Here is an 18176-nt window from a genome sequence, read left to right on the forward strand (position 1 = left end):
CCGTCCTCCGGTCCTGGAGGGCGGGGCCGCGTCGTGCCCGCGCCGGGTCAGTGGACGCAGAACTCGTTGCCCTCCGGGTCCTGCATGACGGTCCATTCGCCGGCCGGCTCCTTGACGTCCCGGAGCGCGGTGGCGCCGAGGGCTTCGAGCCGGGTGACGGTGGCCGTGCGCTCGCCCGGGCCGGGGTGGACGTCCAGGTGGAGGCGGTTCTTGCCGCGCCCGGTCTCCGGGACGGCCTGGAAGAGGACGCGGCGCCCGAGGCCGGTGTCCGAGGCGGGGTCGTACGGGTCCTCGGGGTGGCGGACGGCGGCGAGGGTGCGCCAGGCGGGGCGGCCGTCCAGCTCGGTGAGGTCCTCCGGGGTGATCGCGCCGGCGCCGAGCAGGCGGGTGATCAGGGTGCTGTGGTCCTCGACGGTGTAGTCGAGGGCGGCGCCCCAGAAGGCGGCCTGGCGGTGCGGGTCGGTGCAGTCGACGACGAGCTTCCAGTGCAGCGGCATGTAACTGTTCATATCGGTTACGAGACGGCGCGGGCAATCACCGACGGTCGGAGGATCGCGCCGAAGCTGTCAAAAAGGCGACCGTGTAGGGCAATTGGCGGTGGGCATACTGCCTGGACGGAGACGGGGAGGGGACTCGACCGATGGTGCAACAGGATCCGCCCGGGGGTGTTGAGGCGCGGCTGCTGCCGGAGTTGTTCTGGCGGGCGGACAAGGCCTCGCTGGACGGCCAGCGCGAGACGCTGCGCTGGCACCGCGGACTGATCGCGATGCTGGTGATCGCCGCGCTGATCGGGTCGCTCCCGGGCCCGGACCACAAGGGCGACAGCGATATCAAGCCACTGTTCTCGGTGGCCGCCTTCCTGATCGCCGGCTACTTCTGGTCCCGGCTGCGCCGCGGCAACCCACAGGGCCGCTGGTACGAGGCGCGGGCGGCGGCCGAGTCGGTCAAGACGCTGGCCTGGAAGTACAGTGTCCGGGCCCGGCCGTTCGGCGGCGAGGCCGAGTCGGTGGACGCCGACCGCGGCTACCTGCTCCAGGTCGAGGACGTGCTGCGGGCCTTCGAGGACCCGGAGATCGTGCCGCCCGGCGCCGTCCCGGAGATCACCGAGGAGATGCGGCGCGCCCGCGCCGACAGCCTGATCGCCCGGCGCACCCTCTACCTGCGCACCCGGGTGGAGGGACAGCGCACCTGGTACCGCTCGCGGGCCGAGTCCTGCGAGTCCCAGGCGGTCTCCTGGGGGCTCGGCATCGCGGCGCTGATCATCATCGGCGCGGCGGCGGCGATCGCCCAGGCCACCGGCGCCCTCGAAGTGCACATCTTCGGCGCCAGCTCGGCCGCGGCCGCCGCGATCATCGCCTGGACGCAGCTCAAGCAGCTGCGCCCGCTGGCCGCCGCCTACCAGCTGGCCGCGCGCGAGCTGGAGAACGTCGGCAACCAGCTCTCCGACCTCGACCTCAAGACGCCGGACGCCGAGGAGCGCTGGGCGCGGCTGGCCGCCGAGGCGGAGGACGCGGTCTCCCGCGAGCACACCACCTGGCGGGCCCGCCGGGCGTTCCCGCGCTAGGGGCGCCCGGGCGCCTTCCGGCCGGGCTGGTGGGGTCCTCCCGGCCGGGTCCGCCAGTCCAACTCCGGGAAGAGGCTGGGGAGATCCGGCGAAGCACGGGCCACGCCGGGGCCACAGGTGTGCGGGGTGCGTGAGGGTAGGGCGGCAAGGGCCGGACCGTGACCATTACGTGTCCATGCCCTGGTTTCATCGCCTCCGCGCGCACCCGAAGTACCTGCCCGGAGGCCCCCCTTGCGCATTCTCCTGATCGCGACCGCGTTCAACAGCCTGACCCAGCGCGTCCACACCGAGCTGCGCGAGCGCGGCCATCAGGTGGCCGTCCAACTCGCGCTCGGTGACGACCAGATGCGGGCCGCGGTGGCCCGGGTCGACCCGGAGCTGATCCTCTGCCCGATGCTCACCAAGGCCGTCCCGGCGGACATCTGGTCCACCCGGACGGTCCTGATCGTGCACCCGGGCCCGAAGGGCGACCGCGGCCCCTCCTCGCTCGACTGGGCGATCACCGAGGGCGCGCCGCGCTGGGGCGTCACCGTGCTGCAGGCCGTCGAGGAGATGGACGCGGGCGACATCTGGGCGTCCGTCGACTTCCCCGTCCCCGACTGCGGCAAGAGCGAGCTGTACCGGGGCGAGGTCGCCGACGCCGCCGTCGAGGCCGTCCTGCTGGCCGTCCAGCGGTACGAGGGAGGGCTGTTCACCCCCGAGCCGCTGGACTGCACCCGTCCGGACGTCCGCGGCGAGCTGCGGCCCCTCCTGCGCCAGGAGGTCCGCCGGATCGACTGGGAGCAGGACGACACCGCCACCGTGCTGCGCAAGCTGCGCGCCGCGGACTCCCAGCCCGGCGTCCTGGACGAGCTGTACGGGCGGGAGTTCTTCCTGCACGGCGGCCACCCCGAGGACGAGCTGCGCGGCCCGCGGCCCGGCGCCGTCATCGCCACCCGGGACGGCGCGATCTGCCGGGCCACCGTGGACGGCGCGGTCTGGATCCCGCAGCTGCGCCCGCGCCGCACCCCCGGCGGGCCGGTCACCTTCAAGCTGCCGGCCGCGACGGTGCTCGCCGACGAGCTGCACCGGGTCCGCGAGGTGCCGGTGACCCCGGTCGAGGCCGCCCGCCGGGACACCTGGTCGGAGCTGCGCTACCGCGAGGACGGCGACGTCGGCTACCTCGAATTCGCCTACGCGGGCGGGGCGATGAGTACCGAGCAGTGCCGCCGGCTGCTCGCCGCCTACCGGATGGCCGCCGGTCGCCCCACCTCGGTGCTGGTGCTCGGCGCGCCCCGGGACTTCTACTCCAACGGGATCCACCTCAACGTCATCGAGGGCGCGGCCTTCCCGGCGCTGGAGTCCTGGGAGAACATCAACGCGATGGACGACCTGGTCGAGGCGATCCTGACCACCGGTGACAAGCTGACCGTCGCCGCGCTGGCCGGGAACGCTGCGGCCGGCGGCCTGATGCTGGCGCTCGCCGCCGACGAGGTGTGGTGCCGGGAGTCGGCGGTGCTCAACCCGCACTACCGGCTGATGGGCCTGTACGGCTCCGAGTACTGGACGTACACCCTGCCCGCCCGGGTCGGTGCGGAGCAGGCCGAGCGGCTCACCACCGAGGCGCTGCCGGTCGGGGCCGAACACGCCCGTCGGATCGGCCTGGTGGACCGTACGACCGGCGGGGACGCCGCCGAGTTCCGCCGCTGGGTGGCCCGGGAGGCCGCCCGGCTGGCCGACTCGCCGGAGCTCACCGGGCGGCTGGTGGACAAGAAGCGCCGCCGCGCCGAGGACGAGGAGGCCAAGCCGCTGGCCGAGTACCGGGCGGAGGAACTGCGCCGGATGCACGCCAACTTCTACCGGGCGGGCGAGCCGTACCACGGGCTGCGGCGGGACTTCGTGCGCAAGGTCTGCCCGGTGGCCACGCCGGAGCACCTGACCGGGCTGCTCGGGCAGCCGGAGTAGTCGGAGCAGTCAGCCGGAGCAGTCAGCCGGAGGCTCAGCGGTGACGCGGCGACGCGGCGACGAACGAATCGACGTCCGGCCGGGGTGGGGGACCCGGCCGGACGTCGTTTCGTTCCTGGCTGCCCCGGTTCAGCGCCGGGCGCCCGCCTCGCCCACCGGCCGCCGCTGTTGCTGCGGCGGCACCCGGCCGGGCTGCCCGGCCTTCGGGGTGAAGGAGGCGCGCGGCGGCAGCGGGGCGGCCGGGCCGACCAGCAGCGGCTGCGCGGAGGTCTTGCTCGGCGAGACCGCGAAGGCCAGCGCGCCGAAGAACACGTAGCAGCCCAGTCCGACCCCGAGCGGGAAGATGAACTCCAGCGCCATCACACCGTCCGCGGTGGAGTGCGAGTAGTCCAGCTGGACCGACAGCGCCGCCATGCCGGTGTAGTGCATGGCGCACACCGCCACGCCCATCACCGGCGCGGCCGCCAGGACGGCGAGGGTGCCGCGGATGTTCAGCGCGGCCCAGAGCGCGGCCGTCGCCGCGACCACCGCGATGGCGATCGAGCCGGCCACGGTGAGGTGGTCGTAGCCGAGGTGGCCGGGCAGCACCATCGCGGCCATGCCGAGGTAGTGCATCGCGGCGACCCCGAGTCCGGTGGTCAGCCCGCCGATCAGCAGGGACAGGACGGGACGGCTGCGCCAGTACCCGACGGTGAACAGCCCGATGCCGACGACGGCGACGGCGACCAGCAGGCTGAGCACGGTCAGCCCGGGCTGATAGGTGATGTCGACGCCGCTGACCGAGAAGCCGAGCATGGCGATGAAGTGCATGGACCAGATGCCGGCACCGAGCGAGGTCGAGGCGAACAGCAGCCAGACGACCCGGCTGCGGCCCTTCGAGATGAGCGCCCAGCGGGCGCTGCGCAGGGCGACGAAGGCGCCGAGGCAGGCGACGAAGTACGAGACCGCCGGTGTCACCCAGCCGTGGTCGGCATGATGGATCTCACCCAAGAGAGCTCCCTGGACGGATGCGGGGATGCGGGCGCCAGGGCTCGGGCGGAGACGGGGGACCGGGGGACCGGGGGCGGGGGAACGCGCGGAGACGGGCGCGGAGGGGGCTCCGCCAAGGGGAGACCTGGCGTGTGGTGCCCCTGACAACGGGGACAGTATCCACTGCCCGGTGGTCGCACAAGGTTCGTGTTTTTCGTGAAGTCCCAGGTCAGCGTGGACCTTTACGTGTCCTGCAAGATCTTGGCACCAAGCCCTGACACCGCCTGCGCACGGCCCCCAGGCCCGTTTGTCGGTTACTCCAGCGGGGCTAGCCCGAACGGGTGGCCGGCCGGGTCGATCAGCACCTTGAGCGTGCGGCCGTGCTGGTAGCTGGGCTCGGTCGCGCCCAGTGCGAGGGCCTTGGCGGTCGCCTCGTCCAGGTCGTCGACGTAGAAGTCGAGGTGGAAGTGCTTGCTGCCGTCCGGCTCGGTCCACGGCTCGGGCCGGTAGCCCGCCACCCGTCCGAAGCCCAGCGGGCTGCCGCCCTCCGGGTTGTCCAGGATCGCGAAGTGCTCGTCCACGTGCCGGGTCTCCCAGCCCAGGAGCTCGCCGTAGAAGGAGGCCAGCGCGACCGGGTCGGCGCAGTCGATGGTGACCATGGCGAGCCGGGCGAAGCCGCTGTCGTCCTGCCCCTGCGGCCCGGACCGCCCGGGCTGCCCGGACGTGGCGGACTGCTCGTACGGCGCGGGCGGCGCGTACGGCACGTACGGCCCGGTTTGCTCGGCGGCGAGATCGGACATGGCTGGTCGGGCCTTCCTGGAGTCGGGAGTGGTGACCCATGACCAATATGGCACCGGGTCGATCTTCCGGCGCGGCGGGAACCCGTTTTTCCTTAGCGAGAGTAATGACGTAAGCTAAGGAGATGCCCGAGATGTCCGAGCAGGACCTCGCAGCGATCTCACAGCTGCGGTCGTCCACGATGCGCCTCTCCCGACGACTCAAACACCAGCGGGTGGAGGAGTCGCTGAGTCCCACCGAGATAGGGGTGCTGGGCACCCTCGCCCGGTGCGGGAAGGCGACACCGGGTGAGCTCGCCCGGAAGGAGCACGTACAGCCTCCTTCGATGACCAGGATCGTCGCGATGCTGGAGGAGAAGGGGCTGGTGCGGCGCGAGCCGCACCCCGAGGACCGCCGCCAGGTGGTCGTCAGCAGCACCGAGCAGGCCGAGGCGATCCTCGCGGAGAGCCGTCGGCGCCGAAACATCTGGCTCGCCGAGCTCGCCCAAGGGCTCGACGACGAGGAGTGGGCCGTCCTCCGGGAGGCCGCGCCCGTGCTCTACAAGCTCGCACACCTCTAGGCACACCGAACCCGGCCGGCCAAGCCGGGAGAAGAAGGAGTCCGCATCACCGCAGGACCGACCACCGACACCAGGAGCGCGACGGCCACCGCCAGGGCCGTCGCGCCGCGAGGGGAGACCACAGTGACACCGCCGGCCGCAGCCAGCGCCGCCGCCATCCGTACCGACGACCCGACCACCGACCCCGCCGCGGACAGTGCCGCGGCCGCCGACGCCCAGGCCCCCGCCCCCAGCGGACTGCCCGGCAGCGGCGACGACGACCCCGACGAACGCACCGCGGCGGACCCCGCCGCTCAGAGCCGAACCCAATCGGCCGCATCTCCGACCGGAGCCCGCTTCACGAGGCCCGGGGGGATGTTCTCCTCCCTGCGCGTTCGCAACTACCGCTACTACTTCGCCGGCCAGGTGGTGTCCAACACCGGCACCTGGATGCAGCGGATCGCCCAGGACTGGCTGGTGCTGAGCCTCACCGGCAGCCCGCTCGCGGTCGGCATCACCACCGCCATGCAGTTCCTGCCGATGCTGCTGCTCGGTCTGTTCGGAGGCGTGCTCGCCGACCGGATGCCCAAGCGCCGGCTGCTGATCTACACCCAGGGCGCGATGGGCCTGCTCGCCGCGGGCCTGGCCGTGCTGACCGTCGGCGGCATCGTGACGCCGTACTACGTGTACGGCTTCGCGCTGCTGCTCGGCCTGGTCACCGTGGTGGACAACCCGACCCGGCAGGCCTTCGTCTCCGAGATGGTCGGGCCCAAGGACCTCGCCAACGCCGTCAGCCTGAACGCCGCGAACTTCCAGGCCGCCCGCCTGGTCGGCCCGGCCGTCGCGGGTCTGCTGATCGCCGCGGTCGGCAGCGGCTGGGCGTTCGCCGTCAACGCGCTGTCCTTCGCCGCCGTGATCGGCGGGCTGCTCGCGATGCGGGAGAGCGAGCTGCGCCCGACCGAGCCGATCGCCCGCGAGAAGGGCCAGCTGCGCGAGGGCCTGCGCTACGTGAAGGAGCGGCCCGAGCTGCTCTGGCCGATGGTGCTGGCCGGGTTCATCGGCACCTTCGGCTTCAACTTCCCGACGCTGCTGTCCGGTTTCGCGTACGACACCTTCAAGGTGGGCGCCGGGCAGTACGGCCTGCTGAACACCGCGATGGCGGTCGGCTCGCTGGCCGGTGCGCTGCTCGCCGCCCGTCGGGGCGCGCCGCGGCTGCGCCGACTGGTCGGCGCGGCGCTGGCCTTCGGCACGCTGGAGGTGGTCGCGGCCTTCGCGCCCGACTACTGGACCTTCGCGCTGCTGCTGATGCTGATCGGGGTGTTCGGGCTGAGCTTCAACACCTCGGTCAACTCCACGCTGCAGCTGGCCACCGACCCCGAGATGCGCGGTCGGGTGATGGGCCTGCTGGTGCTGGTCTTCACCGGCGGCACGCCGATCGGCGCCCCGATCGTCGGCTGGGTCACCGCCTCGTACGGGCCCCGGCTCGGCCTGCTGGCCTGCGGCGTGGTGTCCGCGCTGGCGGCCGCCGCGGTCGGCGTGGTGCTGGCCCGCAGCGCGGACCTGCGGGTGCGCTTCGACCTGCACCCGGGTCGTGGCGGCCGGGTGGTGGCCGTCGTGCCGCGGGCCCGCACGGCGAGCAAGTCGGAGCTGGTTCCGGCCTGCTGACCGGTCGTCAGGAAAGTCGGGATCGCCAGGACCCCCGGGGGATTGCCCCCCCCGGGGGTCCTGCCGTGCGTCAGAGGCGGATGGCCAGCACCTGGCCCGGCCAGATGCCGGTCGGCTGCTCGACCTCGAAGGTCTCGGTCTCGGTGAAGCCGAGCGCCCGGTACTGGGCGACCAGCCTGCGGTCCGCGCCGCCGTAGCAGTCCACCCGCAGCAGGCCGATGCCGCGCCGGCGGGTCTCCTCGATCGCGTTGGCGATCAGCGCGGCGCCGATGCCGGAGCCTTTGCGGCTGCGGTCGGTGACCAGGTTGCGGACGTACAGCTCGCGCTCGTCCACGGCGGGGATCCACCGGCCGCGGTCCTCGGAGAGCACGCAGCAGCCGACCGTGCGGCCGTCGTCGTCCACGGCGAGGCGGATCAGGAAGGGCTCGGCGGCGTACGAGGAGACCTGGTCGACCCGGGCCTGGTTGGTACTGAACGGTTGGTCGCCCCACTGGCCGGTGCGGCCCTGGCCGGCCAGCCAGGACACGGCGCCGTCGAGCAGGGACAGGATGTCGGGGATGTCCGCGAGGCCCCCGTTGCGGATCTTCATGGATAACCGTTCTACTCCAAACGGCCGATCGAGGGAAGATTGGCCCATGAGGTTGTTCGTGGCGGTCCTCCCACCGGTCACGGCTCTGCAGGGGCTCGCCGACGCCGTCGCCCCGGTGCGAGGGCTGCCCGGGGCGGACCGGCTGCGCTGGACCACCGCCGAGGGCTGGCACCTCACCCTGGCCTTCCTCGGCCAGGTGCCGACCGAGCGGCTGCCCGAGCTGGAGACCGGCCTGGCCGCCGTCGCCGAGGTGCACCCGGTGCACCGGCTGCGGATCGCGGGCGCCGGCCGGTTCGGCGACCGGGTGCTCTGGGCCGGGGTGGAGGGCCAGACCTGGGCGCTGCGCCGGCTCGCGGAGGCGGTCGCCGAGGCCACCGACGAGGCGACCGGGGACACCGACGCCTTCGCCTTCCACCCGCACCTCACGCTGGCCCGGGCCGGCTCCCACCGCGGCCAGCGGCGGGCCGTCCAGCGGGTTGCCGCGGCCGAGCTGGACGCCCTGGCGGCGGCGCTGGCGGAGTACCAGGGGCCGGAGTGGGAGGCCGCCGAGCTGCACCTGATGGAGAGCCGCCAGGACGGGGGCGCCACCCACTACGCGTCGCTGCGTTCCTGGGCGCTGGCCGACTGGAGCTGAGGGCTAGGGTCGGCTCGCTGGTGAGCCGGAGGTACGCTCGTTGACCGTGGACCCAAAGACTCGCATGCGTATCGTGACCGGCACCCTGCTGCTCCTGCTGGTCATCGTGCTGATCAGCTCGCTGGCCGGCAAGTAGGACCGGAACGGCGTGAGGGCCACCGCCCGCAGGCGGTGGCCCTCAGTCGCGCTCAGGTGGCGCGTCGTGCTCGGGAGGCGGTCAGAGCTGCTCGACCACGTAGTCGATGCACTGGGTGAGCGCCTCGACGTCCGCCGGGTCGATCGCCGGGAACATCGCGATGCGCAGCTGGTTGCGGCCCAGCTTGCGGTACGGCTCGGTGTCCACGATGCCGTTGGCACGCAGTGCCTTGGCGACCGTGGCGGCGTCCACCGACTCGTCGAAGTCGATGGTGCCGACCACCTGGGAGCGCTCGGCCGGGTTCGCCACGAACGGGTTGGCGAAGGAGGACTTCTCGGCCCAGGCGTACAGCCGGGACGAGGAGTCGGCCGTACGGGCGACGGCCCAGTCCAGCCCGCCGTTGCCGTTCAGCCACTCCAGCTGGTCGGCCAGCAGGAACAGGGTGGCGATCGACGGGGTGTTGTACGTCTGGTCCTTCGACGAGTTGTCGATGGCCGTCGGCAGCGAGAAGAACGGCGGGACGTAGCGGCCGGAGCCGGCGATCTCGGCGGCGCGCTCCAGGGCGGCCGGGGAGAAGGTGGCCAGCCACAGACCGCCCTCGGAGGCGAAGGACTTCTGCGGGGCGAAGTAGTAGACGTCGGTCTCGGTGATGTCCACCGGCAGGCCGCCGGCGCCCGAGGTGGCGTCCACCAGGACCAGCGAACCCTCGTCCGCGCCCACCGGGCGCTTGATCGGCATCGCGACGCCGGTCGAGGTCTCGTTGTGGGTGAGGCCGTAGACGTCCACGCCCGCCTCGGCGACCGGCAGCGGGTGGGTGCCCGGGGCGGTCTTGATCACGGTCGGCTCGGCCAGCCACGGCGCGGCCTTGACCGAGGAGGCGAACTTCGAGGAGAACTCACCGAAGTCCAGGTGCTGGGACTTCTCCCGCACCAGACCGAAGGCGGCGATGTCCCAGAAGGCCGTGGAGCCGCCGTTGCCGAGGACGACCTGGTAGTCCTCCGGCAGCGAGAAGAGGCTGCTCACGCCCTCGCGCACGCGCTTGACCAGGTTCTTGACCGGGGCCTGGCGGTGCGAGGTGCCGAGCAGGGAGGCCTGGGTGGCGGCGAGGGCACTCAGTGCCTCGGGGCGCACCTTGGACGGTCCGCAGCCGAAACGGCCGTCTGCGGGCTTGATGTCAGCGGGGATCTGGATCTGAGCCACGCGCGCAGCCTACCGGCCGGGGGCTCGCCCGGGGTACGGTCGTCCGCCCGCTGAGACTGTGATCTTCGCTGCCTGCCGGACGCCGACAGCGGGTCCGGCCGAGGCCGGACCCGCTGGTCAGAGGTGGTGCACGGGGACGCGCTCAGCGCGTTCAGCGGGCGATGGCGTCCCAGCCCTCGATCTCCTCGGGGCGGCGCGGGCCGGGGCCCACGTAGCGCGCGGAGGGGCGCACGAGGCGACCGGTGCGCTTCTGCTCCAGGATGTGCGCCGACCAGCCCGCCGTGCGCGCGCAGGTGAACATCGAGGTGAACATGTGCGCCGGGACCTCGGCGAAGTCCAGCATGATCGCGGCCCAGAACTCGACGTTGGTGGCCAGCACGCGGTCCGGGCGGCGGTTGTGCAGCTCCTCCAGCGCGGCCTTCTCCAGCGCCTCGGCGACCTCGAAGCGCGGCGCGCCGAGCTCCTTGGCGGTGCGGCGCAGCACGCGGGCGCGCGGGTCCTCGGCGCGGTAGACGCGGTGGCCGAAGCCCATCAGCCGCTCGCCCTTGTCCAGCGCGTCCTTGACCCACTTGGTGGCGTCGCCGGTGCGCTCGATCTCCTCGATCATGCCCAGCACGCGGGACGGCGCGCCGCCGTGCAGCGGGCCGGACATCGCGCCGACCGCACCGGAGAGCGCGGCCGCGACGTCGGCGCCGGTGGAGGCGATGACCCGGGCGGTGAAGGTGGAGGCGTTCATGCCGTGCTCGGCGGCCGAGGTCCAGTAGGCGTCGACGGCCTTGACGTGCTTCGGGTCCGGCTCGCCGCGCCAGCGGATCATGAACCGCTCGACGACCGTCTCGGCCTTGTCGATCTCGCTCTGCGGGACCATCGGCAGGCCCTGGCCGCGGGCGGACTGGGCGACGTAGGACAGCGCCATCACGGCGGCGCGGGCGAGGTCGTCACGGGCCTGCTCGGCGGAGATGTCGAGCAGCGGCTTGAGGCCCCAGACCGGGGCGAGCATGGCGAGCGCGGACTGGACGTCGACCCGGATGTCGCCCGAGTGCACGGGGATCGGGAAGGGCTCGGCGGCCGGCAGGCCGGGGTTGAACTTGCCGTCCACCAGCAGGCCCCACACGTGGCCGAAGGAGACGTGGCCGACCAGGTCGTCGATGTCGACACCGCGGTACCGCAGCGCGCCGCCTTCACGGTCGGGTTCGGCGATCTCGCTCTCGAACGCGACGACTCCCTCAAGCCCGGGTACGAAGTCGGACATACGACGGCTCCTTCAGTTCTGCGATCGGTGCTCCGCCGTGGTGGGGCGGCGCGCCAGTGACCGAATCGTGGTTGGCACTCGGTGCCAGAGTGACAGGCACGGGGTGCATTGCGCCATACACCACCATGGTGATGTTGCCCGCGGGCCCGGTTGACTCTTCCGCCGAGGGTCGGTCGTGCCCGGGAGAGACCCGGAACCAAACACCTGGTTCCGGACAATTCCCCGTACGGCGGGCGGCCAAGCGGTGGCGAGTCACCATATCTCCGGCCGGGGTTTGTCCTGAGGTAGCGGTGCCGGTTGCTTGTCGTACGGGATGATGTTGGCGTGCAGACCCCGGAACGCGCCCAGTCGACGCCCCTGAGCCCCGCCAGCCGGACCCTGGCCGACGAGCCCCGCCCCGGTCCGGACCTCACCGTGATGCGCAAGCACTACACCCACGAGGGCCTGGTCGAGGAGCGGCTCGCGCCCGAGCCGATCGGTCAGTTCACCCGCTGGTTCCTCGACGCGGACGACGCCGGGGTGGTGGAGCCCAACGCCATGGTGCTCTCCACCGCCGACGCCGAGGGGCGGCCCAGCTCGCGCACCGTCCTGCTCAAGGGCTACGACGCGCGCGGCTTCGTCTTCTACACCAACTACGGCTCCCGCAAGGGCTCCGAACTCGCCGCGAACCCGCACGCCGCGCTGCTCTTCCCGTGGATCGCGCTGGCCCGCCAGGTGATCGTCCAGGGCCGGGTCGAGAAGGTCGGCCGGGACGAGACCGCCGCCTACTTCCGCACCCGCCCGCACGGCTCCCAACTCGGCGCCTGGGCCAGCGAGCAGTCCAGCCCGGTCAGCGGCCGGGACGTCCTCGAACAGCGCTACGCCGAACTGGAACGCCGCTACCCCGAGGGCGAGGGCGTCCCCGTCCCGCCGTTCTGGGGCGGCTACCGGGTGGTCCCGGAGAGCGTCGAGTTCTGGCAGGGGCGCGAGAACCGCCTGCACGACCGCCTCCGCTACACCGCCGACCCCTCCCGCCCGACGGGGTGGCGGGTGGAGCGCCTCTGCCCGTGAGGGCGGGGGCGGATTCGGCCACCCGCTTCGGTGCCCCACTCCGATTCCGGCCAACTCCCCGGTACGGTAGGCCGGTCGGCTGACCACGGGGTGTTGTGGACGGGGGTGCGGTGGAGCCGTTCTTCTTCTTCAGCTACGCCCATCGGGACCACCTGGCCGGTGGCTCCTTCGTGGACCAGTTCTTCAGCGATCTGAAGGACGAACTGGCCCGACTGGAAGCGACCGCAGGCCCCGACGGCCTCGGCTACCGGGACACCGAGCGGCTGCGCCTCGGCGACGACTGGGAGCAGCAGCTCTCCGGGACGGTGGCCGGCTGCCGCGCCATGGTCGCGCTGTACTCCCCGGCGTACTTCGCCAGCCCGTACTGCGGCAAGGAGTGGACCGCCTTCCACGAACGGGTGTTACGGCACCGGGAGTTGACCGGACGTACGGTCCCCGCACTGATCCCGGTGCTCTGGGAGCCGCTGCCCGAGGGGCTGCCGGCCGAGGTGCTGCGGATCCAGTACGTCCAGCACGACCTGGGCGAGGCCTATGCCGCCGGTGGGCTGCGGGCCCTGCTACGAGCGGATCCCTACGGGCCGGACTACCTGCGGGTGATCAAGGTGATCGCGGAGCGGGTGCGGGAGGCGGCCGGGCAGTACCTCGGCGAGCTGCCGTCCCTGGACCTGGGCACGGTGGAGGGCTGCTTCCCGGTGCCCGCCACGGAGCTGCCGCCGACCCGGCCGGGCCTGGTCCGGTTGTTCGTGGCGGCCGGGCGGGCCGGGCGTGGTGACGGTGCCTCAGGAGCGGGCGGAGGGGGCGGCTGGTACGGGCCGCGGCCCTGGGACTGGGCGCCCTACTACCCGCCGACCATGCCCTCGCTGGTGGTCCAGGCCCAGCAGGCGATCACCCGGGCCGGGCACATCACCACCCTGGACGAGGTCGGCCCCGGACTCGCCGGGGACCTCGACCGGGCCCGGGAGAACAACCAGGTCAGTGTGCTGCTGGTGGACCCGTGGTCGGCCGGACGGGAGCCGTACCGGCAGGCGCTGCGCGAGTACGACGACCAGAACCACCCGGTCACCGGCGTCCTGGTGCCCACCGGCACCGACGACCCGCCCGAGGGGCCGGCCCGCGCGCAGTTGTGGGGCGGGGTGCGCGCGGTGTTCCCGCGCAACTGGTTGCACCGTTCCGGGCCGGAACCGCTCTTCCGGGTGAAGGTGTCCCGGGAACGCTTCGAGAGCGAACTCCTGCGAGCCGTGACGGTCGCCCAGAACCGGCTGCTGGACGAGGCGGACGAGGGCGAGGACGGCGACCCGTACGCCGTCCGGGCCTCGTTCGGACTCGAACCGGGGGCGCCGACGATGCCCGGGCTGGCCATCCCGGCCGGGCGACCGGAGCCGCGGCCACTGCCGCCCCGGCCGAGCGCCCCACCGAGACCCGTCGTCAACCCGCCGAGGTCCGCCGCCGAACCCCGGTCCGCCACCAACCCGCCGAGCCGAGGAGAGCCGCAGTCATGACCGCCGACCAGGCCCTGCCGACGGCCGTGGAGGCCGCCGCCGCCCCGCCCGCGACCGGCTCGATCGTGACCTTCTACTCCTTCAAGGGCGGCACCGGCCGGACCATGGCGCTGGCCAACCTCGGCTGGATCCTGGCCAGCCAGGGCCTGCGCGTCCTGGTGGTGGACTGGGACCTCGAAGCCCCCGGCCTGCACCGCTACTACCACCCGCTGCTGATCGACCCCGAACTGCGCGGGACCCCCGGCCTGATCGACCTGCTGCGCGGCTACGTCGACCAGGCTCTGCCGCGCCCCGCCGACGCACCGGCCCTCGGACCGCGCGAGTGGCTCGGCGCACCCGGCCGGCTCGACGAGCACCTGTGCGGCCTCGCCCTCGACCTGCCGGCCGGCGGCCGCCTCGACCTGATGCCGGCCGGGCGGCAGGACGGCACCTACTCGGCGGCCGTCACCAGCTTCAACTGGCGCAGCTTCTACACCCGCAGCGACATCCGCGGGTCCGAGTTCCTGGCGGCCCTGCGCGAGCAGTGGACCAGTTCGTACGACTACGTGCTGATCGACAGCAGGACCGGGGTCAGCGACACCTCGGGCATCTGCACCGTGGTGCTGCCCGACACCGTGGTCGACTGCTTCACCCTCAGCGCCCAGAGCATCCGGGGCGGCGTCGACGCGGCGCACGCCATCGCCGAGGCGGACATCCGCGACATCCGGGTGCTCCCGGTGCCGATGCGGGTGGAGGAGACCGAGCGGGCCGGGCTCGCGGCCGGACGCGACTTCGTCCGGGAGGCCTTCGCGCCCTACCTGGACCGCTGGCTCGGCACCGAGCACACGGACGCCTACTGGCGGGACGTGGAGGTGCCCTACAAGCCCTTCTACGCCTACGAGGAGGTGCCGGCCACCGTCGCCGACCGGCCCCGGCAGCACCGCAGCCTGCTCGGCGCGTACGAGCGGCTGGCGGACTGGCTCACCGACGGCCGGGTGCGTGAGCTGCGGCCCGTCCCGGACCGGGTCCGCCGGCGGCTCTACGCGGCCTACCTGCGGCCCGGACGGTCCAGGTCCCGCCGGGTGTACCTGAGTTACGCCCCCGGGGACCGGATGTGGGCGGAGTGGGCCGCCGCGGTGCTGACCGGGTTCGGCTACCTGGCCACGCTCCACAGCGCCGCCGTCCCGCCGGACGCCTCCGGCGCGCTGCCGGAGGCCGACGGACCGCTGGACGGGGACGGGCGGATGCTGGCCCTGCTGTCGCCCGAGTACCTGGCCCTGCCGCGGGCGGGCGAGCTGTGGCGCCGGTTCGGCGACGGCGAGGAGGGCGCGCTGGCGGCGGTGTCGGTGGCCGCCGGGCCGCTGCCGGAACCCTTCGACGGGCGGGCGGTGGTCGAACTGGCCGACTGCGTGGCCGAATCGGCGGAGTCCCGGTTGTTCGAGCTGCTCGGACCGCCGCCCGGCGTCGGCCGCTGGGTCGAGTCCGAGGAGGAGCCGGCACCGCCCGCCCGCTTCCCCGGCGGCCGTCCGGCGGTGCACTCGCTGCCGCCGCGCGACCCCGCGTTCACCGGCCGCGGCGGCCTGCTCGAACGGCTGCGCGACCGCTTCACCGGGCGGCCCGCCGCCATACCGGTGCAGGTGCTGTACGGCATGGGCGGGGTCGGCAAGTCGCAGACCGCCGCCGAGTACGCGCACCGCTTCGCGGCCGGGTACGACGTCGCCTGGTGGATCCGGGCCGAGGAGCCCACCGACGTCCCGCGGCAGCTCGCCGAACTCGCCGCCACCCTCGGGCTGCCCGCCGACGGGAACGTCCAGCGCGTCGCCCGCGAGCTGCTGGTCCACCTGGACCAGGGGCGGCCGTACGGACGCTGGCTGCTGGTCTTCGACAACGCCGAGGACCCGGACCGGCTCGCGCCGTGGCTACCCGCGGGGACCGTGGACGGGCACGTGCTGGTGACCTCGCGCAACCGGCGCTGGGCCCGGCACTCCGGCCGCACCGAGGTCGACGTGTTCGACCGGGCGGAGAGCGTGCGGCTGCTGCGGCGGTTCAACCCCGCGATCCGGCCGGAGGAGGCGGAGCCGATCGCCGACCGGCTGGGCGACCTCCCGCTCGCCGTCGACCAGGCCGCGCGCTGGCTCCAGGAGACCCCGATGCCGGCCGCCACCTACCTGCAACTGCTGGACGGCGCGCTCACCGAGGTGCTCGACCGCCCCGTCCCGGGCGACGGCCCGGCCGCCATCGCCGCCACCGCCCGGATCGCCGGCGCCGACCTGCGCCGGATCAACGCCCCGGCGACACGACTGCTGGAGCTCTGCGGCTTCCTCGGACCGGATGCCATCCCGATCGAGCTGTTCTACAGCGAACCGGCCGTCGGGGTGATCCGGCCCCCGCGGGGCGAGGACGAACGGCTGGCGATCGGGGAGATCCTGCGCACCGTCAACCAGTACGGCCTGGTCCGCTACGACGCCGAGGGCGGCGGGACGCTCGCGGTGCACCGGATCGTCCAGGCACTGCTGCGCGACCAGGTGGCCGAGGCCGACCGGCCCACGGTCCGGGCCGCCGTGCACGGAGCCCTGGCGCTGGTCGGCTCCGGGAACCCGGACCGGGCGGAGGACTGGCCCGGGTTCGCGGCGCTGCTGCCGCACCTGGGGCCGTCCGGGGCGGTGGAGAGCGCGGACCCGGAGGTGCGGCGGTGGATCACCGCGTCGGTGCGCTACCTGCGTCACCGGGGGCTGCTGGAGGAGGCGTGCGAGCTCGCCGGGCGGGCGCTGGCCGATTGGGGCGGGGAGGAGCTGACGGCGCTGCTGCTGCGGGTCGAGCTCGGCAACGTGCTGCGGCTCCAGGGTGCGGCCCAGGAGGCGTACCGGATCGACCGGGAGGCGTGGGAGCGGCTCACCGAACTGCTCGGGCCCGACCACGTCCACACCCTCGCCGCGGCCGGCGGCCTCGGCGCAGACCTGCGCCAACTTGGCCGCTACACCGAGGCGCAGGCGCTCGACCGGCGGACGCTGGAGGCCGCCGAGCGGGTTCTCGGGCCGAACCATCCGCGCACCATGATGAGTCTCAACAACCTGGGCGTCTCCGACTTCGTGTCCGGCGACCTCGACCGCGCCTTCGAGGGCCACTCGACCGCCATGGCCCGGCAACGGGCGGCTTTCGGCGAGGACGACCTGTACCCCCTCCAGTCCGAGACCAACCGGGCCCGCGCCCTGCGCGAGGCCGGCCGGTACGAGGAGGCGCGGGCAGCGCTCTCGGACGTCGTCGAGCGCTTTCGAGCACGCTACGGCGAGGACCACGACAACACCCTCAGGGCCCTGCGCCACCTCGGCGGCGCCCTGCTGAGGCTCGGCCGGTACGAGGAGGCGCGGGCCGCCGACGAGGAGGCGCACCGTCGACTGCTGGCCCGGCACGGCGCCGACTACCCGGCGACCGCGGCCGCCGCCGGCAACCTCGCCGCCGACCTCGCCGAGCTGGGCGAGACCGGGCGGGCGGTCGAGCTGGCCCGGGCCGCGTTCGAATACCACCGGGACCACCTGGGCGAGGAGTACCCGACCACCCTGCTCGCCGCCGGCAACCTCGCGGTGCTGCTGCGGCGGGACGGCCGCACCGAGGAGGCCGTGGCGCTGTCCGGGCGGGTGCTGGAGGGGCTGCGGGAACGGCTGGGGGAGCGGCACCGGTACGTCGGGGCGGCGCTGCTGAACCACGCCAACTCGCTGCTGGCCGCGGGTGATGCGGACGGCGCGCGGGAACTGGACGAGCGGGCCGCGGCGGTGCTGACGGACTCACTGGGGCCGGACCACCCCGACACCCGGGCGGCGCTCGGCAACCTGGCCCTGAGCCGGGCGGGCCGTGAAGCCGGCGCCTCCGGCACGGCCGGACGGGCGGACATCTTCGTGGAGGCGCCACCGGTGTGATCGAGGTCCGACCTGGTGAGCGCCCCTGCGCCGGTCAGGTGCTTTCGCGCGACCGCCGAATGGATGAACTTTTGACGAGAGTTCGCTGTATGAGTGGGGTAACGGGCAGTTAGGGCTGTGTAAGGGAGCGCCGTGGCTTGCACGTCCGCAGTACCCTTGCGACCAAGCCGAGGTATATACCCGGCGGTGCTTCTCTCTAACCCCCATCGTGGAAGAGAATCGAACATGACACCCGCACTGGACACCACGCCACGCACCGAACTGACGGAGACCCAGGCGTCTCGGGTCGACGATCGGCCGTCACTGGCCGATTTCGCCCAGCTCGGCGCCGAAGAGCTCTATGCGACCATCCGACGAGCCCTCCCTGACGCCGGCGTGCCGGTCGCGGCCTTCAACTCCTGCATCTGATCGGCCGGCCATCCGTCACCTGAGCTGAATCCGATTG

General features: G+C 73.2%; 15 protein-coding genes. 9 read left to right on the forward strand and 6 right to left on the reverse strand.

The annotated features are described in order from the left end of the window. Positions 1-47: 47 nt before the first annotated feature. Positions 48-509, reverse strand: coding sequence for a VOC family protein (locus ACGF12_RS23740; protein ID WP_393033467.1), 462 nt, complete (start codon positions 507-509; stop codon positions 48-50). 131 nt (positions 510-640) lie between these two features. Here ACGF12_RS23740 and ACGF12_RS23745 point away from each other — a divergent pair, with 131 nt between their 5' ends. Continuing rightward, positions 641-1564, forward strand: a complete 924-nt coding sequence (locus ACGF12_RS23745; protein WP_393033470.1) for a DUF4231 domain-containing protein — start codon at positions 641-643, stop codon at positions 1562-1564. Positions 1565-1795: 231 nt separating this feature from the next. Further along, positions 1796-3508: a hydrogenase maturation protein gene (locus ACGF12_RS23750; RefSeq protein ID WP_393033473.1), complete on the forward strand. Its 1713-nt coding sequence runs from the start codon at positions 1796-1798 to the stop codon at positions 3506-3508. Positions 3509-3637: 129 nt separating this feature from the next. Here the strand turns inward: ACGF12_RS23750 and ACGF12_RS23755 are convergent, their stop codons facing one another. Both ACGF12_RS23755 and ACGF12_RS23760 read right to left on the reverse strand, forming a co-directional pair. Next, on the reverse strand, positions 3638-4498 hold the full coding sequence (locus tag ACGF12_RS23755) for an MHYT domain-containing protein (RefSeq protein WP_393033476.1): 861 nt from the start codon (positions 4496-4498) through the stop codon (positions 3638-3640). Positions 4499-4791: 293 nt separating this feature from the next. After that, on the reverse strand, positions 4792-5277 hold the full coding sequence (locus ACGF12_RS23760) for a VOC family protein (protein WP_393033479.1): 486 nt from the start codon (positions 5275-5277) through the stop codon (positions 4792-4794). Positions 5278-5399: 122 nt separating this feature from the next. On the opposite strand from ACGF12_RS23760, the gene ACGF12_RS23765 reads away from it, so the two are divergent. Next, positions 5400-5834: a MarR family winged helix-turn-helix transcriptional regulator gene (locus ACGF12_RS23765; RefSeq protein WP_393033480.1), complete on the forward strand. Its 435-nt coding sequence runs from the start codon at positions 5400-5402 to the stop codon at positions 5832-5834. A gap of 354 nt (positions 5835-6188) precedes the next feature. After that, positions 6189-7478, forward strand: a complete 1290-nt coding sequence (locus ACGF12_RS23770) for an MFS transporter (protein WP_393033561.1) — start codon at positions 6189-6191, stop codon at positions 7476-7478. Positions 7479-7548: 70 nt separating this feature from the next. On the opposite strand, the gene ACGF12_RS23775 is transcribed toward ACGF12_RS23770, so the two are convergent. After that, positions 7549-8067, reverse strand: coding sequence for a GNAT family N-acetyltransferase (locus ACGF12_RS23775; protein ID WP_393033483.1), 519 nt, complete (start codon positions 8065-8067; stop codon positions 7549-7551). A 46-nt stretch (positions 8068-8113) separates the two neighbouring features. Here ACGF12_RS23775 and thpR point away from each other — a divergent pair, with 46 nt between their 5' ends. Next, positions 8114-8701, forward strand: a complete 588-nt coding sequence (gene thpR / locus ACGF12_RS23780) for an RNA 2',3'-cyclic phosphodiesterase (protein ID WP_393033486.1) — start codon at positions 8114-8116, stop codon at positions 8699-8701. 217 nt (positions 8702-8918) lie between these two features. Here thpR and serC read toward each other — a convergent pair whose 3' ends face one another. Next, positions 8919-10037 carry a phosphoserine transaminase gene (gene serC, locus ACGF12_RS23785; protein ID WP_393033489.1) on the reverse strand — a complete coding sequence of 373 codons (1119 nt, stop codon included), beginning with the start codon at positions 10035-10037 and terminating at the stop codon, positions 8919-8921. A gap of 151 nt (positions 10038-10188) precedes the next feature. Next, positions 10189-11289 carry a citrate synthase 2 gene (locus tag ACGF12_RS23790; RefSeq protein WP_387617805.1) on the reverse strand — a complete coding sequence of 367 codons (1101 nt, stop codon included), beginning with the start codon at positions 11287-11289 and terminating at the stop codon, positions 10189-10191. A 417-nt stretch (positions 11290-11706) separates the two neighbouring features. Here ACGF12_RS23790 and pdxH point away from each other — a divergent pair, with 417 nt between their 5' ends. From pdxH to ACGF12_RS23810, 4 genes are all read left to right on the forward strand, one after another. After that, entirely contained in the window at positions 11707-12339 is a 633-nt protein-coding gene (pdxH, locus tag ACGF12_RS23795; protein ID WP_393033563.1) for a pyridoxamine 5'-phosphate oxidase, read from the forward strand. A gap of 110 nt (positions 12340-12449) precedes the next feature. Then, positions 12450-13838 carry a TIR-like protein FxsC gene (locus ACGF12_RS23800; RefSeq protein ID WP_393033493.1) on the forward strand — a complete coding sequence of 463 codons (1389 nt, stop codon included), beginning with the start codon at positions 12450-12452 and terminating at the stop codon, positions 13836-13838. Continuing rightward, entirely contained in the window at positions 13835-17731 is a 3897-nt protein-coding gene (gene fxsT, locus ACGF12_RS23805; protein WP_393033496.1) for an FxSxx-COOH system tetratricopeptide repeat protein, read from the forward strand. The genes ACGF12_RS23800 and fxsT overlap by 4 nt, the downstream gene beginning before the upstream one ends. A gap of 225 nt (positions 17732-17956) precedes the next feature. Next, positions 17957-18139, forward strand: a complete 183-nt coding sequence (locus tag ACGF12_RS23810; RefSeq protein ID WP_393033499.1) for a hypothetical protein — start codon at positions 17957-17959, stop codon at positions 18137-18139. The last annotated feature ends 37 nt before the right edge of the window (positions 18140-18176 follow it).

Origin of the sequence: Kitasatospora sp. NPDC048296, assembly GCF_043201815.1 — a bacterium.
In the GTDB taxonomy this organism is placed as follows: domain Bacteria; phylum Actinomycetota; class Actinomycetes; order Streptomycetales; family Streptomycetaceae; genus Kitasatospora.

Coding starts and splice junctions, on each gene's coding strand:
- pdxH (WP_393033563.1), top strand. CDS start 11,707: ATGCGCAAGCACTACACCCACGAGGGCCTGGTCGAGGAGCGGCTCGCG.
- fxsT (WP_393033496.1), top strand. CDS start 13,835: ATGACCGCCGACCAGGCCCTGCCGACGGCCGTGGAGGCCGCCGCCGCC.
- ACGF12_RS23770 (WP_393033561.1), top strand. CDS start 6,189: ATGTTCTCCTCCCTGCGCGTTCGCAACTACCGCTACTACTTCGCCGGC.
- ACGF12_RS23775 (WP_393033483.1), bottom strand. CDS start 8,067: ATGAAGATCCGCAACGGGGGCCTCGCGGACATCCCCGACATCCTGTCC.
- ACGF12_RS23810 (WP_393033499.1), top strand. CDS start 17,957: ATGACACCCGCACTGGACACCACGCCACGCACCGAACTGACGGAGACC.
- ACGF12_RS23745 (WP_393033470.1), top strand. CDS start 641: ATGGTGCAACAGGATCCGCCCGGGGGTGTTGAGGCGCGGCTGCTGCCG.
- ACGF12_RS23740 (WP_393033467.1), bottom strand. CDS start 509: ATGAACAGTTACATGCCGCTGCACTGGAAGCTCGTCGTCGACTGCACC.
- ACGF12_RS23790 (WP_387617805.1), bottom strand. CDS start 11,289: ATGTCCGACTTCGTACCCGGGCTTGAGGGAGTCGTCGCGTTCGAGAGC.
- ACGF12_RS23760 (WP_393033479.1), bottom strand. CDS start 5,277: ATGTCCGATCTCGCCGCCGAGCAAACCGGGCCGTACGTGCCGTACGCG.
- ACGF12_RS23765 (WP_393033480.1), top strand. CDS start 5,400: ATGCCCGAGATGTCCGAGCAGGACCTCGCAGCGATCTCACAGCTGCGG.
- thpR (WP_393033486.1), top strand. CDS start 8,114: ATGAGGTTGTTCGTGGCGGTCCTCCCACCGGTCACGGCTCTGCAGGGG.